This is a genomic window from Gordonia sp. UBA7599 (genome assembly GCA_002477755.1).
In the GTDB taxonomy this organism is placed as follows: Bacteria; Actinomycetota; Actinomycetes; order Mycobacteriales; family Mycobacteriaceae; genus Gordonia.
The window spans coordinates 1-19,467 of the sequence record DLKD01000014.1 but is presented as its reverse complement, the minus strand read 5'-3'; the positions used below and the strand labels follow the sequence as shown (position 1 = coordinate 19,467).

At 65.8% G+C, this 19,467-nt stretch carries 13 protein-coding genes and 1 pseudogene; 6 read left to right on the top strand and 8 right to left on the bottom strand.

Annotated elements, in window-relative coordinates; translation table 11 throughout:
• Positions 1-86 precede the first annotated feature (86 nt).
• Both B4L26_RS01460 and B4L26_RS01455 read left to right on the top strand, forming a co-directional pair.
• Positions 87-1,859 carry a sulfatase-like hydrolase/transferase gene (locus tag B4L26_RS01460; protein ID WP_290714965.1) on the top strand — a complete coding sequence of 591 codons (1,773 nt, stop codon included), beginning with the start codon at positions 87-89 and terminating at the stop codon, positions 1,857-1,859.
• Positions 1,860-1,927: 68 nt separating this feature from the next.
• A complete protein-coding gene (locus B4L26_RS01455; protein ID WP_290714963.1) occupies positions 1,928-4,669 on the top strand; it encodes a toll/interleukin-1 receptor domain-containing protein in 2,742 nt (913 codons plus the stop codon).
• Between the two features lie 3 nt (positions 4,670-4,672).
• Here B4L26_RS01455 and B4L26_RS01450 read toward each other — a convergent pair whose 3' ends face one another.
• Positions 4,673-6,001 (bottom strand): DUF4185 domain-containing protein, encoded by a 1,329-nt coding sequence (locus B4L26_RS01450; RefSeq protein ID WP_290714960.1) that lies wholly within the window; start codon positions 5,999-6,001, stop codon positions 4,673-4,675.
• A 149-nt stretch (positions 6,002-6,150) separates the two neighbouring features.
• Here B4L26_RS01450 and B4L26_RS01445 point away from each other — a divergent pair, with 149 nt between their 5' ends.
• The 3 genes from B4L26_RS01445 (at position 6,151) to B4L26_RS01435 (ending at position 9,568) form a co-directional block, all read left to right on the top strand.
• Positions 6,151-6,675, top strand: a complete 525-nt coding sequence (locus tag B4L26_RS01445; RefSeq protein WP_290714958.1) for a DUF1697 domain-containing protein — start codon at positions 6,151-6,153, stop codon at positions 6,673-6,675.
• A gap of 178 nt (positions 6,676-6,853) precedes the next feature.
• Positions 6,854-8,599: a ubiquinone-dependent pyruvate dehydrogenase gene (gene poxB, locus B4L26_RS01440; RefSeq protein ID WP_290714956.1), complete on the top strand. Its 1,746-nt coding sequence runs from the start codon at positions 6,854-6,856 to the stop codon at positions 8,597-8,599.
• Between the two features lie 3 nt (positions 8,600-8,602).
• Entirely contained in the window at positions 8,603-9,568 is a 966-nt protein-coding gene (locus B4L26_RS01435; protein WP_290714953.1) for a LysR family transcriptional regulator, read from the top strand.
• An 18-nt stretch (positions 9,569-9,586) separates the two neighbouring features.
• Here B4L26_RS01435 and B4L26_RS01430 read toward each other — a convergent pair whose 3' ends face one another.
• The 5 genes from B4L26_RS01430 to B4L26_RS01410 form a co-directional block, all read right to left on the bottom strand.
• A complete protein-coding gene (locus tag B4L26_RS01430; protein WP_290714951.1) occupies positions 9,587-10,987 on the bottom strand; it encodes a WS/DGAT/MGAT family O-acyltransferase in 1,401 nt (466 codons plus the stop codon).
• Between the two features lie 37 nt (positions 10,988-11,024).
• Positions 11,025-12,557, bottom strand: coding sequence for an AMP-binding protein (locus tag B4L26_RS01425; protein ID WP_290714949.1), 1,533 nt, complete (start codon positions 12,555-12,557; stop codon positions 11,025-11,027).
• A 326-nt stretch (positions 12,558-12,883) separates the two neighbouring features.
• Complete coding sequence (locus tag B4L26_RS01420) at positions 12,884-13,948, bottom strand: phosphotransferase family protein (RefSeq protein WP_290714946.1); 1,065 nt, start codon at positions 13,946-13,948, stop codon at positions 12,884-12,886.
• A 1-nt stretch (position 13,949) separates the two neighbouring features.
• Positions 13,950-15,083: a hypothetical protein gene (locus B4L26_RS01415; RefSeq protein ID WP_290714943.1), complete on the bottom strand. Its 1,134-nt coding sequence runs from the start codon at positions 15,081-15,083 to the stop codon at positions 13,950-13,952.
• A 67-nt stretch (positions 15,084-15,150) separates the two neighbouring features.
• Entirely contained in the window at positions 15,151-16,284 is a 1,134-nt protein-coding gene (locus tag B4L26_RS01410) for a hypothetical protein (protein WP_290714940.1), read from the bottom strand.
• Between the two features lie 121 nt (positions 16,285-16,405).
• Between B4L26_RS01410 and B4L26_RS01405 the strand changes: the two genes are divergently transcribed.
• Entirely contained in the window at positions 16,406-17,470 is a 1,065-nt protein-coding gene (locus B4L26_RS01405; RefSeq protein ID WP_290714938.1) for a DUF2804 family protein, read from the top strand.
• Here B4L26_RS01405 and B4L26_RS01400 read toward each other — a convergent pair.
• Positions 17,460-19,132: pseudogene (locus B4L26_RS01400) on the bottom strand (ABC-F family ATP-binding cassette domain-containing protein). The gene B4L26_RS01405 and the pseudogene B4L26_RS01400 sit on opposite strands and share 11 nt — an antisense overlap.
• The coding region (locus B4L26_RS01395; protein WP_290714936.1) for a hypothetical protein at positions 19,129-19,467 on the bottom strand (339 nt) is incomplete at its 5' end. The gene B4L26_RS01395 and the pseudogene B4L26_RS01400, both read right to left, overlap by 4 nt.

Here is a 19,467-nt window from a genome sequence, read left to right as displayed (position 1 = left end):
TCACAAGTATCTGTATTACTCACTACAGTATATGTATAGTTCACTACAGACTAGTTCGATCCGACGTGAGGTGCCCAATGAGAAATGTGACCCGACGAAGCTTCCTCGCCGCCTCCGGCGCGATCGCGGGCGGCGCCGCCCTGGCCGCGTGCAGCAACGACGCGAAGACCGTCAAGGAGCGCGACAGGGCGACGCAGCCCGGGGCCCGCCCGCGGTCGATGCCTCCGTCCTCGGACAAACACAACATCGTGTTCGTCTTCACCGACCAGGAGCGCTACTTCGACAAGTGGCCGAAGGGGATGTCCCTGCCCGGGCGGGACCGCCTGCAAACCGACGGGATCACCTTCCACAAGCACTACGGCCCCGCCGTCATGTGCACGAGTTCGCGCTCGGTCATGCTGACCGGCCTACAGACGCCCGACACCAAGATGTTCGACAACGTCGACATGTCCTACGTCGCACCGATGAGCTACGACATCCCCACGGTCGGCCACATGCTCCGCAAGGGCGGCTACTACACCGCGTACAAGGGCAAGTGGCACCTCGATTCGGCCTTCGACGTCGAGGAGCCAGAGCGCCTCTTCACCAAGGAGATGGACGCCTACGGTTTCTCCGACTTCGTATGGCCGGGCGACGTGGTCGGGCACACGCTGGGCGGGTACCGGTATGACAACGTCATCGGCGGTACCGCCGTCTCCTGGCTGCGCAACCGGGGCAGGCCGCTCGCCGACGAGAAGAAGCCCTGGGCGCTGTTCGTCTCGCTGGTGAACCCCCACGACATCATGTACTTCAACACCGACGCGCCGGGCACGCATGTCCAAGACACGGGAAAACTCCTACTGAAAGCGGCGCCTGCACCCGAGAATTCGATCTACGACAAGACCTGGGGCGCAAAGCTCCCCACCAACCTGACCCAACCGTTCGACGAACCGGGACGCCCGAAAGCCCATGGGGAGTTTGATCGCGCATGGGGCTACACCCTCGGTCGTATCCCGCCGGAGGAAGACCGGTGGCAGCGATTTTCCGATTTCTACCTCAATAGCATCCGCAGCGTCGACGTCCAGCTTGAGACGATCCAGACCGAACTGGACAACCTCGGCCTGACCGAAAACACCATCGTCGTCTTCACGTCCGACCATGGCGAGATGGGTGGCGCGCACGGACTCCGCGGCAAGGGGCCCTTCGCCTATGAGGAGTGCATGCACCTGCCCATGCACGTCCGCCACCCGGACGTCTCGGGAGGACAAGACTTCTCCGCGTTGACGAGCCACATCGACCTGGTCCCGTCCATCCTCTCGATGGCCGGGGTCTCGCCGACCGAGGCAGCTGAGTTCGCCGGCCGCGAGCTTCCCGGACACGACTTCTCCGAGGCTATGCAACAGCCCGGGAAGGCCGGCCTGCACAGCGTTCGGGACTCGATCCTCTACACCTACAGCGGTATCGCCACCAACGACGCCGAGGCGATCCGCGTGATCGCCGACGCGAAGGCGGCGGGCAAGGATCCTGCGACGGTCGTCGGTGCGAACGGGTACATGCCCGACCTGTCCAAACGCGGAAGCCTACGCACCACGTTCGACGGCCGGTACAAGTTCACGCGCTACTTCGCCCCGACCCAGCGCAACTCGCCGAAGACAATCGACGACCTCTACCGATACAACGACGTAGAGCTCTACGACCTACAAACCGACCCGGGTGAGATGACCAATCTCGCCGCTACCAAAGGGGCCAACGACGCGTTGGTGATGGCGTCGAACACGAAACTGGAAGCGGGGATCAAGAAGGAGATCGGCGTCGACGACGGTCGGGAGATGCCCCGCCTCGGGTCGATCGACTGGAACCTCGACCAGGTGGACCTATAGCGCCGGGGCGTCGATAGCGAGTCGTCGGCGGGAGTATCGTCGACGGTTCTCGTACTGACGGGGGGACAATGGCTGCGACGGACCAATTCGACGTCTTCATCAGCTACGCGCGGGCGGCGTCGTCAGACCTGGCCGACGACCTGCACACCGGGTTGGAGAAGTTCGCCAAACCGTGGCACCGGTTGCGGGCGATCCGGGTGTTCCACGACGACTCTTCGATGGCCGCCAACACGGCGCTGTGGAAGACAATCGAACGCGGGCTGTCGGAAGCACGATGGTTCATCCTCCTCGCCACCCCCGAGGCGGCGCACTCGGAGTACGTCAACGCCGAAGTCGCCTGGTGGTTGCGCAACAAAGGGCCAGACACCCTCCTGTTGGTGCACGCGGGAGGAGCCATCGCCTGGGACCGCGCGGCAAACGACTTCACAGCCGACTCGACCGCAATCCCGCCGGTTCTCCACCGTGCCTTTCCGCAGGAGCCGCGCTGGATCGACATGACCTGGTTCAACCAGCCCGGCTCACTGCGCGACTCCGACCCGCGTTTCATCGAACGGGTTGCGGACCTGTCGGCAGCGGTGCGCGGAGTGCCGCGCGACACGCTCATCGGCGAGAACGTCGCTGAGCTCCGCAAGGCCCGACGCCTTGCGCGCGGCGGAGTCGTCGGATTGGTGCTGCTGCTCGTCGCGGCACTGGCCGCGGGTGCGGTGGCTCTCGTCCAGCGCTCGGCGGCGATTCGAGCCGCGACCGTGGCGCAATCCCGCCAATTGGCGGCCACCGCGGACACCCTGTCCCAGACCGACATGCAAACCGCGCTGCTGCTCGCAGCCACCGGATACCGGACGACTCCGGAGCTGGCGACCGAGCGATCACTGCTGCACACATTGACCGCAAGCCCGCACCTGGAAGCCTTCGTCGCCTTCGCCGACCGGGTGACCGCCGCTGACGGCACCGACGACGGCCGCTTCCTCGCCGTGGGCACCGCCAACGGCGAGATCCACCGCGTCGACCGCCAAACCGGTGCGCGCGAGATGATCGGAACCGTTAGCGGACCACCGATCTGGGTGGGGATCAGCGCCGACGGGAAGACCGTGGCCGCGGCGAAGAACCCGTACGGCAACAAGGCATCACCGGGAACGGCCTCGCTCCTGTGGCGGGAGGGATCGGCGGTCACCACTCTGCCCGGCGTATGGGTGCGGGCACTGTCCCCGTCGGGCGACGTCGCGGTCGCCACCACGACAGACGCCAACGCATTCCAGGTGATCACCCGCACCGGCACCCGGATGATCGCCCACCCGACGGCGAACGAGAACTCCAACCTGTGGATGGTCGTTCCGGACGACCGGTCGTTCGCGGTCATGACCATGGAGGGCCGCTACGCCCGGTTCGACGTCGACGGCCGACTCACCGCGCAAACAGTGGCGCCCATCTACGGGTGGATGCTGGCATCGGGTGCGCTGTCTGGTGACGGGATGCGGTTCGCCTATCCCACCGACGCGGCCGATGGCGCGATGGTCGTATGGGACCTCGCCGGCCCGCTGCCCCCACGGCTGACCGGCAAGCCACTCACCGTCGACAGCGGTGGGACAGCTCCGCGCGACCTCGCGCTGGACCGCGAGGGCAAGCGACTGGCCACCGCTGCCAGCGGCAAGATCACGGTGGCCACGGTGGGGCCGGGCACGACTGCGGACATCACCCTTCCCGGCGCCGGGGACAACCCGACCACCGTCGTCTTCGCCTCGCCGGACCGTCTCGTGAGCGCCGCAGGAAAGAGTGTCGCGCTCTGGAACCTCACCGCCGCCGGCGGCGGGACACAGGTGTTCCCGCTCGCATTCGGGGAGACCTGCAACGCGTGCGGACCACCCGCGGTGAAGGTGTCCCCGAACGGTTCCCGGGTCGCGGTGCGCTCGACGGTCCTCGATACCCGTGACGGTGGGACCGTCGACCTCGGCTCGGCGGAGGCCGCCCTCTGGCTCGACGACCAGCGCCTCCTCGTGACCCACCCCCACGAACAACGGGCACAGATCCTCAGCGGTCCTCGCCTCAAGCGTGTCGAGCAGGACTTCACCATCCCCGAGCTGGACTCGCGATCGTCGCTTGTGCGGCGCGGCGACGGCCTCGTCGTCGGGATCAGTGATCCGGGGAAGGACCCGTCGAGCTCGCTAGTCCTCATCAACCCCGACAACGGGACGGTCAAGACCAACGGGGTCAAGGCCGCCGGGCTGTCGCCGACCGGCGACTTCGCGGTCAACCTGCTCGGCAAACCCAACGACGCGACCACCCCTGTTCAGATCATCGATACCCGCACCGGAGGTGTCGTCAACACCGTGACAGTCGACGGTCGCCCGTTGGCCTTCACCGCGCAGGTCCCCGGTGGCTTCGCGCTGTTGCGCAGCGAGTCGACTGGAGCGATGGGCACCGACCTGCTGCGCATCGGGGTGCGCGGCAACCGCGTCGACCAGGTCGCGCACCTGCGTGCGCGAATCCCGATCCCGGCGATGGCCGTCGGGTCCGGCACCAACATCTACGTCGAGAACGACGGCACAATCGTGCGCTACGACCTGCGCGACGGCTCCTCACTGGCGTTGATGTCCGTGCGCTCGGCCCACCACGCGTGGAATGCCGTCGGGATCAGCGCGGACGGCTCGACGATGTACGTCGCGAGTGAACCCCAACAGACGCTGACCGCGATGCCGGTCAACGCCGATGCCTGGCTCGACACCGCCTGTCGCGTGGCCGGCCGTAAGTCCGAGCCGGACGACTTCGCCGGTCTGCTACCCAACACCGACCGCATCAAGATGGGCTGCCCGTAGCCGTCACCACGTCTTGCTGAGTTTGGCCTCCACCAGCATCACGTTGTAGTCGGTCCACCGGGTCGCGTTGAAGTAGAGGCGCCCATCGGAAGTACTGGTGAGAGCCGGCGAGTGCGGCAGCATCATCGGTCCGTAGAGGATGGCGGCGACAGCGGGCACGAGGATCCGCGCCGGGCTCCACGGTCCCCACGGCTGCGGCGCGGTGCGGATGCGGATCGAACTGTCGCCGTCGAGCATCACGTACTTGTTCAGGTACGGGCTCCACGCGATCGACAGCTCGGTGACGCTTGCCTTGACGATGGCCGAATCGTCGGTGAGCTGCGATAGGTCCGACGTCCACGTCGATCCCAGCCAGTACTCGTACTTGGTGAGGTCGAGGATGTCCTCGGGCCTGAACCGGGCGAGGTACGCGCGACCGGAACGGCCATTGGGCGTGCCGACCTGGTACACGTAATCGTCGTCGTGCCCCTTGACATAGCCACTCTGCTGGAACCGGTGGTTGTTGACGTTGACCGTCGGCAGATCATCGGGAAGGGCCAGCGTCAGCGGCAGGTTGAGCATCGCGGTCTCGGGTCTGGGCGTCCAGGTTTGGCCGTTGTCGCTCGACTCGGCGATCGCGGCGTAGTTGGTGTTCCAGACCCCCGGCTCACCGCCCCATTTCCGCACCGACATGAAGTTGACGTACTGCTTGCCGTTCAGGCTGATGGCGGCCGTTGGGATCGTCGAGATCTCGACAAAGTCCGTCTTGATACCGCGGACCATCTCCGTCGCATAGTTCGGTGCATCGGGCAGGACCACCGCACCCGAGTTCGAGTCGCCCGGGACGCCCGGCTCGATGGTCAAGCCATCGGCGAGGTTGTCGTCGTCGGTGCGCGCAAGGAAGTTGTTGCGCCACTGCTGGCCAGAAACGTTGCACCACCCAAAGGTGTCGCCGAAGGCCATCAGCGTCTGGCCCTCTCCGTTGTCCCAGGCGACGCCGAGGTCGGTGCCCGAGACGGTGAAGCGGTGCAGGGTGCTGTTCGGACTGCGTGGACCGGTGACCCAGGAGACGATTCGCGACGTGGGGGTCCGCCAGGTCGGCAGGTTGCCCTGCGGTCCCCCACCCGGCTCATTCTGCTCGCCGCCGAGAGAGCCGCTTCCACCACCTCCACCCAGCGAACCCGTCGAACCCGTCCCACCAAGTGAGCTGTTGCCGGCCGATCCAGGGCCGTCGTTTCCACACGGCGAACTGTGGGCCGCGGGCGCGATACCGGTGACCAGCGCGCCAGCCAGGGCAACGACGGCAGTCGCGCTCAGCGCGAGACGAGTCCCACGTCGTTGGATCGCACGCATGCGCCCTCCCTCAGGGGTGTTACTAAAGTGATTAAAGTGACAATTGGGACACTAGGGCGTCGGGTCTTCTGCACCTGACATCGACCCGTCGGGTGCCTGTCTCGATCGGATTTCGATCGTGCAGCGCGACGGCATCTACGCTGGTGCCCATGAGTGGACGGATCCACCTTCTGCGGGCCGTCAACGTCGGCGGCGCGAAGCTGCCGATGGCCGATCTGCGTGCGCTCGCCACGTCGCTCGGCGCCACCGACGTCTCGACCTACATCGCGTCGGGCAACCTCATCTGCGAACCGCCCGGTGACCCCGCCGAGTTCGACCGCGCTCTCGAGGCAGCGGTGGACGAACAGTTCGGCTTCTTCCGTGAGGTGATCTCTCGCAGCCACGAGGAGTTGGTGGCAGCGCGCGCCGCCCACCCGTTCGAGGTGATCGTCCCCAAGTACTCCTACGTCACGTTCCTGGCCGGCACACCGACCCCGGAAGCTATTGCCAAGGCCCGGGAGTACGAAACCGGCGACGACTGCTGGGACGTCATCGGCTCCGAGATGCACATCCGCTACGCCGGTGGTGCCGGTCGCCCGCAGATGAAAGACGCGTCGATCGGTCGAACCCTCGGGGTTCCGGGCACCGCTCGAAACCTCAACACCGTCGACAAGCTCATCGAGCTGACCCGCTAGGCGCCAAACACATCAGCGCCGACATTGGCGACCACATAGTGGTCACCAACGTCGGCGGTAATGCTAAATGGGTGATGTCATCAGCGTCGGCGCTAGGGACGATGCCCGCGATCTACGGATGCATCCCGCTCAGCGCTGGTAGGTTCCAGCCCACCACCGCCGAGCAGGGACAGAGCCAATGAGCTACACAGTCGCCGACCTCATCCTCGAGACAGTCCGCGGATCGGGGGTGCAGCGTATTTGGGGCATACCGGGCGATTCGCTCAACGGGTTCACCGACGCCCTGCGCCGGGCAAAAGACATGGCCTGGATGCACGTCCGCCACGAGGAGGCCGCAGCGTTTGCGGCTGGCGCGGAAGCCGCCGTCACTGGGGAACTCGCCGTCGTCGCAGGTAGTTGCGGCCCGGGCAATATGCACTTCATCAACGGGCTCTACGACGCCCAGCGCTCCCGGGTGCCGGTCCTGGCGATCGCCTCGCACATCCCCGTCGAACAGATCGGCACCACCTACTTCCAGGAAACCCATCCGGAGCGGCTGTTCGACGAGTGCTCGGTCTACTGCGAACTCGCGCATACACCAACGCAATTCGCGCGGATCCTGAACATCGCGGTCCGCACCGCCGTCGAAGAGCGCGGCGTCGCCGTCCTCGTGATCCCCGGCGAACTGTTCGACGCCAAGGTCGACCGCCCGGCACGCCCACCGCGGATCCGCGCGACCAGCCCGGTGACCCGACCCTCCGACGAGGAGGTCCACCTCGCTGCGGCAATGCTCAACGAGTCGAAGAAGGTCACGATCTTCGCCGGTGCCGGATGCGTCGGCGCCCATGACGCGGTGGTCGAGCTTGCGCAGAAGCTCCAGGCCCCGGTGGTCCACGCGTACCGCGGCAAGGAGTACCTGGAGTACGACAACCCGTGCGACGTCGGCATGACCGGCCTCGTCGGTTTCGAGTCCGGGTATCACGCGATGGCGGCGTGCGACACCCTCCTCATGCTCGGAACCGACTTCCCGTACAACCAGTTCCTGCCGACCAAGGCCAAGGTGATCCAGCTCGACATCCGCGGCAGTCAGATCGGGCGGCGGATCCACGTCGACCTCCCTCTCGTCGGGGCAGTCGCCGACACCGTGCCGCTGCTGACCCCGTTGATCCGCGACGGTCGCGACGGCGAGCATCTCGACGACGCCCGCGAGCACTACCGGATCACCCGCGCCGTGCTCGACGAACTCGCCCAGCCCGACGACTCCATCCCGATCCGACCCGAGTACCTCGCCCGCCTGATCGATCAGACCGCCGACGATGACGCGGTCTTCGTCCCCGACGTCGGCTCGCCGATCATCTGGGCGGCGCGATTCCTGACTATGAACGGCAAACGCCGACTGCTCGGCTCGTTCAACCACGGTTCGATGGCCAACGCCCTGACCATGTCGACCGGTGTCGCGGCGGCACAGCCGGGCCGGCAGGTGATCTCTCTGTCGGGCGACGGTGGCATCGCGATGCTCCTCGGCGAGCTGCTGACGCTGGTGCAGAACGGCATCGCGGTGAAGACCGTCGTGTTCAACAATTCGTCGCTGAACTTCGTCGAACTCGAGATGAAGGCCGACGGCCTGGTGAGCTTCGGTACCGACCTGGAGAACCCAAACTTCGCCGCGGTCGCCGAGTCCGTCGGTATTCGCGGCTGGTCGGTACAGAAATCGTCGGACCTGCCCGCGGCCGTCGCCGAATTCCTGGCCCACGACGGTCCGGCGCTGCTCGATGTGACGGTGGCCCGGCAGGAGCTGTCGATCCCCCCGACGATCTCGATCGCACAGGCCACTGGCTTCACACTGTGGGGCATCCGTACCGTCCTGTCCGGCCGAGGTGACGAACTGGTCGACCTCGCCGAGGTCAACCTGTTCAGCCGGTTGCGGCGACGCCGGAAAGACTGAGCGATGCACGACGGCGCACCGCTACACCTGCCGATACCTACCGCGGAATCGGTGGATCTCAACCTCATCCGCGCGCTGGATGCCCTCCTGCACGAATGCCATGTGAGCCGGGCAGCCGAACGCCTCGAACTCAGTCAGGCGGCAACCAGTCACGCACTGGCCCGATTGCGAAAGACATTCGACGACCCTCTGCTGATCCGGTCGGGCCGCGAATTGGTCCCCACGCCCGAAGCCGACCGGCTCAAGCCGATTGCCGCGGAGATCATGCGCCTCGTCGGCGACGCGCTGCAGGCACCGCACTTCGACCCGGCCACTGCACGCTCGACGTTCACCCTGGTGGCACCGGACTTCCTGGCCGCCGAGATACTCCCGACGATCACGGTGCTGCTGCAGCAGCAGGCACCGGATGTGCGCATCGAGAACTACAGCACGCCCCCACCGCACGAAGTCAACCTCGGCGGCAAGATCGACGCCGCTCTCCTGCCCGCTGAACGAGTACCGAAATCGCGGGATTCGATCCACGCCTGCAACATCCGCTGGCACGGCGTTGCCGGCGCCAAGAATCCAGTGGCCGGCACGTCACCCGACCTCGAGGAGTTCTGCGCGCTGCCCCACATAGTCGTCGACCGGGCGCTCATGCACGAGCACCTCGACGATCTGCTGGGCTCGATGGGACTGACCCGCAACATCGCCATGCGCCTGACCAACTCCGAGCTGATCCCGCACCTGCTCGCCACCACGAACCTGGTGACCATCACTCCGATGACCACACCGGTCGGCCCAGAGGTGGCCAGCTTCACCCCACCCGTGGACATACCGGCCCTCGAGTACCGCATCTGCTGGTCGCGCCGACTCGCCCTGGACCCGGGCAGCATCTGGTTCCGCGAGCGCATCGCCGAGGTGTGCGCCGACAAGTTGCCAGACGGCAACGGCCCGGCCGACGCCGAGGCGGCGGGCCGGGCCGGTTGAGCCGACGGCTCTAGTCCGTCATGCCGTGGCTTCCGCCAACAGAGCCGCATGATCGGCGACGATCGCGTCGGCAAGGCTCTGGAGGTCGGGCACCGCGTGCGGGCACGACACCAGGCCGAAGTCCAGGTGCCCGTCGTAGCTGAACAGAGTGATGTTCATGGCCTGGCCGTCGACAATCATCGAGACCGGGTAGAACTCCTCCAACTCAGCGCCACACAGGTACATCTTCCATTGCGCACCGGGCACATTGGAGATCGTGACATTCGGCATCACACCGCTGGTGAAGTTGGCACGCTGCGCCGCACGTGCCGCGGCTGCTGAGATCGCGGGGGTGGCGAAGTCGCTGAACCCGATGATCGTCGCCACCGGCAGCGCGTCGTGCACCTCCTTGGCCGTCATCATCGACTCGTGCACGGCCTTGATCCGTTCCAGCGGGTCGGCGACGTCGGTGGGCAGATCGGTGATGATCATCGAGACCTGATTGCCCATCGCACCCTTCTGGCTCTCGTCGCGAATCGACACCGGGATCGACGCGGTGAGCGGCTTGTCGGGCAACTCATTCCGCGCCATCAACCACGACCGGAGACCACCGGCGCATTCGGCCATGACCACGTCGTTGATGGTGGCCCCCACCGCCTTCTTGATGGTCTTCACCTCGTCCAGTGGTATCTGGAAGGGCACGAAGATCCGCCGATTCGTCGGCTTGACGTTGAACGGCGTCCGCGGGCCGAGAACACTCGTACCGCGTGATGCCACACCCGGCACCATCGAGGCCAGAGCCGGCGTCTCCTTGAGCAACTGGCGCGTCATGCTCAACCCCGACTTCACGGCCTTGAACGGCCGCACCGCGTTGGCCGTGACCGCCGATCGCAGCAACTTCATCCCGTCCGGCGGCGCCTCCGGGTGCCACGGCTTTGGCGGCGGGTTGGTCTGGTCGGCGTTGGGATCCATGTCGAGCAGGATCGCATTCACGTCGTTGCCCGAACCGCCGTCGATAACCGAATGGTGCACGGTCGCCAACAGCGCCGTCTTGCCGTCCTCGAGGCCGTTGATCACCGCCATCTCCCACAGCGGCCGGCTGCGATCGAGCGGTTTGGCCACGAGCCGGGAGACGACCTCGTTCAGCTGCTGCCGGGTCCCGGGGGCACTGATGCCGACATCGAAGATGTGCGCATTGATGTCGAACTCGTCGTCGTCGCACCAGTACGGCTGATCCAGACCCAACGGGACGGTGACCAGCTTTCGGCGGAACATCGGCAGCTTGTGGATCCGCGACATCATTCGTTCCCGAAGGACCGCCGCGGTCAGCGGCTGATCCGCCGTCGACGAGTCGTAGATGCCCAGACTGCTCACGTGGCCGTAGACGGGACCGGTCTCGAGATTCAGGAAGGCTGCGTCCAGTCCTGACAATTGCTGCATGGTTGCCCTGTTCTGTTGGGTTTCGGCTTCTACGGGATCAGTGCTTGGCGGCAGCGCGTGCGGCACGCGATTTCACGACCGCGTCCAAGAGCGGCTCCCGCTCGATGGCACGCTTGAGGATCTTGCCCGACGGCCCCTTGGGGAGTTCGTCGACGAAGACCACGGCCCGTGGGTACTTGTAGGCCGCGAGCCGTTCCGTCGCCCACTCGGTGATGTCGGCCGCGGACACATTCGATCCCGGCGTCGTGGCCACGACGGCCACCACCTCCTCGCCGTAGTGGTCGTCGGGGACTCCGACGACCGCCGCCTCGACGACGTCGGGGTGCGCGTAGAGCGTCTCCTCGATCTCGCTGGGGTAGACGTTGTAGCCACCACGGATGATCAGGTCCTTCGCGCGGTCGACGATGGCGAGGTTCCCGTCGGCATCCATCTCACCGATGTCACCGGTCTTGAGCCAGCCGTCGACGATGGTCTCGGCGGTCGCGTCCGGACGGTTCCAGTAGCCCCGCATCACCACCGGTCCGCGAATGTACACCTCGCCGCGCTCACCGGTGGGTACGGCGGCGCCGTCGTGGTCGCGGACCTCGACGTCGCAGTCGTAGACCGCCATGCCGACGGTGCCCTCGGGTGCCGTGACACCCGGCCTGGAAAACGTTGCGGCCCCGCAGGTTTCGGTAAGACCGTATCCCTCGAGGATCATGCAGCCGAAGCGGCGCTGGAAGGCCTGGGTGATCTCCCGGGGCAGCGAGGCTCCACCCGACACCGCGAGCCGAAGATTGTCGAAGGCACCCTCTTTGACGTCGTCGGGGACGTGCAGCATGGCGTTCCACATGGTGGGGACGCCGGCGACGATCGTGAGCTCGTCGTCGACGATCATGTCGATGAAATCCTTCGGATGGAACGTCGGCCGCAGGCTCAACGCGGCGCCCGCACGCAGACACGCGAGCAGCACCGAGGCCTGGCCAAAGACGTGGAACAGCGGCAGCGAGGTCCCTGCGCGGTCCTCCGGGCTCTCGTCACCGAGTTGGTTGGAGATTCGGGCAGCCTCGTTGAGGTTGTTGACGGTCAGCTCGGCGCCCTTGGGCCGACCGGTGGTTCCCGACGTGTACAGCAGGCACGCGACGTCGTCGCGGTCGAGGTCGACGGGGCTTTCCAGCGGGGTGCCTTCGCTGACATTCGCGCCGGTGGTCAATGCGACGAAGTCGATGCCCGCAGCCGCAGCAGCGGCGCGCCCAGCCTGCGAGATCCCGTCCCACGCGATCACCATGCGGCAGCCACCATCTTCGATGTAGTAGCCGAGCTCGGTCTCGGTGCACAACGGATTGGCGGGCAGTGCGATGGCTCCCACGGCATTGACGCCCAGATAGGCGACGGCGAACTCCGGCACCGACGGACAGATGAAGAGCACGCGATCGCCGCGTTCGATCCCGCGCTCCCGGAGCATCCCCGCATACGCGAGAATTCCGTCTTTGAGCTGGCCGTACGTATAGACGCTGTCGGGACCGCGGACGGCAATCGCATCGGGCCTTCCAGCCGCGTGCTCCAACACTCCGTCAGATAGGCTTGCCATGTCGATCGTCTCCTTGCTGGGGGTTTGTGCACCGGAGTTTGGCACTTCGGAGCTTGTCGACGGCCCCCGGAAAATCGTTGCCGCGATTGCCGGGGGCCAACTACTTGTCGGTAGGGTTTTCACCCCGCCCGAGAGGCAGCTGCGAGATCACAACGTGAGTGTGACGCCGGTCTCATATTTGCGCAAATTCCCCCAATCAATGGGAGCTATCGATTTCATGCATATTTAGGCTAGCCTGCGTTTTCAGAGCACAGAGGCTCGTGACCCATGGCCACGAGCCTCTGTGCATCCTCCATAAGAGCAACCTTCACCCTTCCCGGTACTGCTCACCCTTCCCGGTATTGATCGCTGAAAATGAAGTCCAGTCGGCCCGCACACACTTCGGCCAAGTCGGCACCGAGGTCGTAGATCTTGGTCAATCGCATCAGCGGTTGGGCCAGGAGCAGCGTCGCGGTGATGTCGCTGAATTTCATGTGGTCCAGCGACAGCCCGGTCTTGGTGCGGTATCGGTCCAGAGTCTCCTCCCGCGAGGGCACTCCGGGCGCCGGCGCGTGTTCGGGGAACGGACTCGACAGCCAGTCGGTAGTGAGCATCCAGGCCAGGTCACCGGCCGGATCACCGAGGTAGGACATCTCCCAGTCGAGGGCGGCCACCGGTTGGTAGTCGCTGCTGTAGAGCACGTTCGACATCCGGGCATCACCCCAGCACAGGCACACCTTCTCGGGCTCGTAGAGATTGTCGTCGAGCCAGTCCAGGGCGTGGGCGTAGGCGCCGCCGATCTGCCCCTGCCCGACCGTCCACTCAATCGCCCACCGCAGATAGTTGGCCAATCGTTGCGGCGGCGCGGAACCGAACTTGCCCAGGTCGAGGAACCCCATGCCCACCGCCACGGCGTCGACCGCGTGGACCTTGACCATCATGTCGACGCAGCCGTCCCACAGCTGTCGCCGCTGGGCATCAGACGACTCGGCGAACCATCCGTGCTGGTGATACGGCGGCACGTCGCTGACGGTCGTGACGTCGTCGATCCGGTCCATCACGAAGTACTGCGAGCCGAACACGTTGGGTCCCGATTCGATCCACTGCACCGTCGGCACCGGCACCTCGGAGTCGGCCAGGCATTCCATGATCCGATACTGCGACGACAGGTCGTAGTCAGGGATCAATTGGTTCTCCGGCGGGCGGCGGAACACCAAACCCAGGGGCTCGTCGCGGCCGGCGATGCCGGCGACCTCGAAGAGGTAGGTCTCGGTGGAGAATCCCTGATCCGCTTTGGCCCAGTTCTGCACCCGCGCGGTTGACGCACCGGGAATCCGTTCGCGGACGACGGCTTCCATCACGTCCGGCAGGATGTCGGCGGCCACCCGGTTCGGGGTTGCTTCGACCGTCATGTCACCAGCCTTCGAATCCGTAGCGGGGATTGGCGCCCAAGAACACCATCTCAACCAAACCGTGGCCCACTTTCTCGGTCCCGTCGTCGAGCTTCATCCGAACCTCGCACAGCGTCTCCGAGAGCATGCTCACCGGTGCCACGACCTCCGCGTCGTCGCCGTTGACCGTGAATCCGTCGATGAAGTCGGTTCCCCGCCAATAGCCCGAGGCGTAGCCCTTGAACTCCTGGTAGCCGCCAAGGCCGGGCCAGAAGTCGGAGATGGGGTCCACCTCGATCTCGCTGGTCGACCGGTCGGCACGGTGGACGGTGAACCGCGATCCGTCGCCGATGAGCCGGCGTCCGGCCCGGAACGTCAGATCGTGGTCGACGTCGATGATCGGCGCAGACCCGCCGCCGTTGGCCAGCGGCGTGAGCACCTCTCCCTCGAACTGAATCCGGTTGCCAATGTGGTCTTCGCGCTGGGCGAAGTGCACCAGCTCGTCGTCGAACTGGAAGATCCCCATGTAGTAGAGGGCACCGGCCGGGATCTCGGTGGGTTGCAACTCGCCGCCCTCCGACAGGCTGCCGCCGCCCGGGCCGTAACGCAGCCCCCAGGAGTGGTCGCGCCCGAACCACCACTGGTCGGGATCGATCTCCACCCGCTCACCGTCGATCACCAGGTGTCCCGTCACGGTGCCGTTCTGGTAGAAGCGGCGGGCGTTCTCCTTGATCCGGCCGCGCTCGCGGTGGAAGGCCGGGGTCTGTTCGTACGCAGGGAAGTCGCCATCGAGCGTCAGGTCGATCTCCAGCCCCTGCTCGTTGGCCTGCAGGACCGCGCGGGTCCGCTTGAGCGGCTCCTCCACCGAGTAGGTGTAGGGACCGACCGTGTAGCTGCCCAGGCCCACCGGGCCGGTATCGATCTGGGTCGAGACCCGCACCACCTTCGTCTCGCCGCCCTTGCGTACGACCATCGCGTAGGCGTCGGTGACGTTGCGGTTGGGGAAGCGGGCGAGCCCCGTGCAAATGGTGTACTCGCCGGACTTGTCGAAGCCGTACATGACGATGCGCTCGGTCCAGCGCAGGTCGGCCTGTTCGACGTGGTCGAAGGTCGTGGGGAGTTGATGGGCGAGCAGCTCATCGTGTGCGGTCAACATAGGTGTCTCCTAGGGGTAGTGGGTTGTGAAGGAATTGGGAAGGTTGGTCCTCGGCGGCGAGCCGGGCTCACCAGCCCTCGAAGCCGTAACGCGGGTTGGCGCCGACGAACACCATCTCGACCAGGCCGTACCCGATCTTCTCGGTGCCGTCGTCCAGGGGCATCCGTGCCTGGCAGAGGGTGCCCGAGAGCAGGCTGATCGGCGCGACGACTTCCGGGTCGTCGCCGTTGACGGTGTATCCGTCGAGGAAGTCAGTGCCGCGCCAATATCCCGACGCGTAGCCGTTGAACTCCTCGTAGCCGGCGAACGCGGGCCAGTAGTCCGAGCGCGGTGACAGTTCGAGTTCGCTGGTGGTCCGATCGCCACGCAGCACCGTGAACCGCGATCCGGCGTCGATCAGCCGGCGTCCGGGACGCCACTTCAGGTCGTGCTCGACGTCGATGATCTCCGCCGTTCCGCCACCGGCGGCGGTCGGGGTGAGCACTTCGCCCTCGAACTGGATCCGGTTGCCGAGATGGTCCTCGCGCTGGGCGAAGTGCACCAGCTCGTCGTCGAACCGGAAGATCCCCATGTAGTACAGGGCACCGGCCGGGATGTCGCCGGGTTGCATCTGCCCACCCTCGGCCAGGCTGCCGCCGCCCGGGCCGTAACGCAGCCCCCACGAGTGGTCGCGGGTGAACCACCACTGATCGGGATCGAGGTCGACACGCTTGCCGTCGATCGTGAAATGCCCGGTCACTCGACCGTTCTGGTAGAAGCGGCGGGCATTCTCCTTGATCCGACCGCGCTCCCGGTGGAACGCGGGCGTCTGCTCGTACGCGGGGTACTCGCCATCGAGGACGAGGTCGAGTTCGACGCCCTCGGAGTTGGCCACCAGGGTCGCTCTGGTGCGCTGCAGCGGCTCTTCGATGGCGTAGGTGTAGGGCCCGACCGTGTAGGAACCCAGGCCGACGGGAGCGGTATCGATCTGCGTCGACATCCGCACCACCCGGGTCTCCCCGCCGCGCGCGATGATCATGGCGTAGGCATCGGTGACATTCCGGTTGGGGTAGCGCGCCAGTCCGGTGACGATCGTGTACTCGCCGGACTTCTCGAAACCGAACATGACGATGCGTTCGGTCCAACGCAGATCGGCCTGCTCGACGTGGTCGAAGGTGGTGGCCAATTGGTGGGCGAGCAGCTCGTCGTGTGCTGTGAGCACGGTTACCTCCAGGGTGCCAATGTGGGCCAGATTACTTTCTTTCCATTACGTTACTACCTGTAACGTAATTGTCAAGCCGGACCGACCCCCGGCTCGGACCCGGCCCGGTAGGTTCGGACCGATGCCGACGACACCGAACTTTCCACCCGCTCCGGACTCCCCGCCGAGTGCGTTGGTCGACGACGGCCACTACAACGTCGGGACCTACAACGCAGCGATCGCGCGGGTCAACCCGCTCGACGCCGAACCGGGGAAGCGTTTCACCCGTCTCGCACGCACGGCACGCAACCTCCGTCTGAAGGAATGGGAGGCCTTCCAGCTCGGCGACGACGATTGGTTCATCCTCGGCGCCGTCTACAACGCGAAGACGGTCGGACTTCTCCAAGTGCTCGCGGTGCACAAGGAATCAGCGACGATCACTCGCTGGGAGAGCAAGCTGCCGGCGACGTCGTTGAGCATCGCTCGCGGCCTCCTCGATTCCACGTCACGCGGCCGTACCCACGACCTACAAGTCCAGATCGGCAATCATCTCGACCAGAACCGTGTCACCGTCGACGCGCACCACACCGGCCGCGGCAAGACGGGGTCGATGGATCTGCATGTGACGGGGAGCTGCGGGCCCGACGACGCAGCACACCTGGTGGTGGTGCATCCATTCGGCCGAGGGCGCGCCCTGTATTCGCACAAGGTGATGATGCCGATGACGGGGTCCCTGACGACGGCCGGTGAACAGGTCGGCTTTGCCGACGGCCGGGGCTACCTCATCCTCGACGACCATCATGGCGACTACCCGCGGCCGATGAAGTATGACTGGGTCACCGGTATCCGTCGCTCTCCGGCCGGCGTCGTCGAGGGGTTCAACCTCACCCACAACCAAGTGCTCAACCCGGCGAACTACAACGAGAACGCCATCTGGATCGGCAACCGGCTCCACCGCCTCCCGCCGGTGACCGTCGAACGCCCGGACGGCCCCTGGGGCAAGTGGTTCATCCGTGACGCCGCGGGCGCGGTGGACATCGCCTTCGCGCCGACGGTCCGGTCGACAATGCACGTGGGCCCGGGGAAGTCGCTAGCCGAGTACTACGCCCCCTATGGCTGGTACGAAGGCGCCATCCACGCCGAGCATGCGTCCCTTGACGTCGACGGCATGTTCGGCGTCGGGGAACAGAAGCGCATCACCCTCTGACGACCACCGAACCGCCCGCCACCTGCCAGGTCTGGTCGAGTCGAACGCCCTCGAGCATGCGACGGTCATGGGTCACCAGCAGCAGCGTGCCGTCGTAGCTGTCGAGTGCAGACTCGAGCTGTTCAATCGCCGGGAGGTCGAGGTGATTGGTCGGCTCGTCCAGGACGAGCACGTTGACCCCTCGCGCCTGCAGGAGCGCGAGAGCCGCACGCGTCCGCTCACCCGGTGACAAGGCGGCGGTCGGCTGGTTGACGTGGTCGGCGCGCAGACCGAACTTCGCCAACAGGGTCCGCACGTCGGCCGTCGACATCTCGGGGACCAACTCCTCGAAACGGTCAGCCAACGGCTGTGCAACGGCTGTGCGCCGGCGAACTGTCCACGAGCCTGATCGATCTCTCCGATCGCAACATTCGAGCCGAGCGTGGCACTCCCCTCGGCGGGTTTGATTTGCCCCAGGAGTAGTCGAAGCAGGGTTGTCTTGCCGGCACCGTTCGGGCCGGTGATTCCGATCCGGTCGCCGGCGTTGACCTGAAGCGACACCGGACCGAGAGTGAAGTCGCCGTGTTGCACGACGGCGTTGTTGACGGTGGCGACGACGGTGCTCGATCTGGGCGCAGACCCGATGCTGAACTCCAGAACCCATTCCTTGCGAGGTTCGACGACCTCCTCCAAGCGCGCGATCCGGCTCTCCATCTGACGGACCTTCTGGGCCTGTTTCTCGCTGGACTCGGCGGCCGCGCGGCGGCGGATCTTGTCGTTGTCGGGCGCTTTGCGTATCGCGTTGCGGACACCCTGGCTCGACCATTCGCGTTGGGTACGGGCCCGGGCGACCAGGTCGGCCTTGCGCTCGGCGTACTCCTCGTACTCCTCGCGTTTGTGGCGACGGGCCACCTCCCGTTCCTCCAGGTATGCCTCGTAACCACCGCCGTAGACAGTGTTGGTGTGCTGGGCGAGGTCGAGTTCCACCACGCGCGTCACGCTGCGAGCGAGAAACTCCCGGTCGTGGCTGACGAGCACGACGCCGCCACGCATACCCGCGACCACGTCTTCCAGACGGGCGAGACCGTCGAGGTCGAGATCGTTGGTGGGTTCGTCAAGGAGCACGACGTCGAACCGCGAGCACAACAGGGCAGCCAACCCGACGCGAGCGGCCTGCCCGCCGGAGAGACCGGTCATCAACAGAGACTCGGGGTCGTCGGTGGCAAACCCCAATTCGGCGAGGACCACGGGGAGCCTGTCCTCGAGGTCGGCGGCACCGGTGGCGAGCCAGTGGTCCAGGGCCGCCGCATAGACATCGGCGGGGTCACCGGCGCCGGCTGTCGTGTCCGGATTGGCGAGCAGGTCGGCAGCCGCATCCATGGCTTCCTGAGCCGCGGTGCACCCGGCCCGGCGGGCGACGTACTCACCCACGGTCTCACCCGGCACGCGCTGATGTTCCTGGGGAAGCCAGCCGACGAACGCATCCGACGGTGATCGGGACACCGCGCCGGCCAGAGGTGCAAGATCACCGGCGAGCAGGCGCAGCAGCGTCGTCTTACCTGCGCCGTTGGCACCGACTACACCGATCACGTCGCCGGGGGCGACGGTGAGGTTGAGGTGCTCGAACAGGACCCGATGGGCGTATCCACCCGCAAGATCTTTGGCGACCAACGTTGCGGTCATCGGCAACTCAGGTCGTCCTGGAAGGCTTCGTCATAGATCAATCGTGTCACGCCGCACCCAGCGCGTTCGGGATCAGGCAACGAGTGATGGCCGTTCAACAGTGCTCTGGAGTAGCCCGGCGTCACGGACTTCAGGGGTTCCCCGTACACCGCCGCGTAGGCGAGGAAGACTTCTTCGGCGCGCGGCGTCCAGATCACTGAACGTTGCCGAGCCGATCGAGAAGCGGCATGTCGTTTGCGGCGATGTGCGCGATTGCCTCGTCCAAGCACAACGCCGCCCTGACCTGCGGAGACCCGGAATATGGTTTTGTTGCGCTCGCCTTGAAAGCGAGCGTG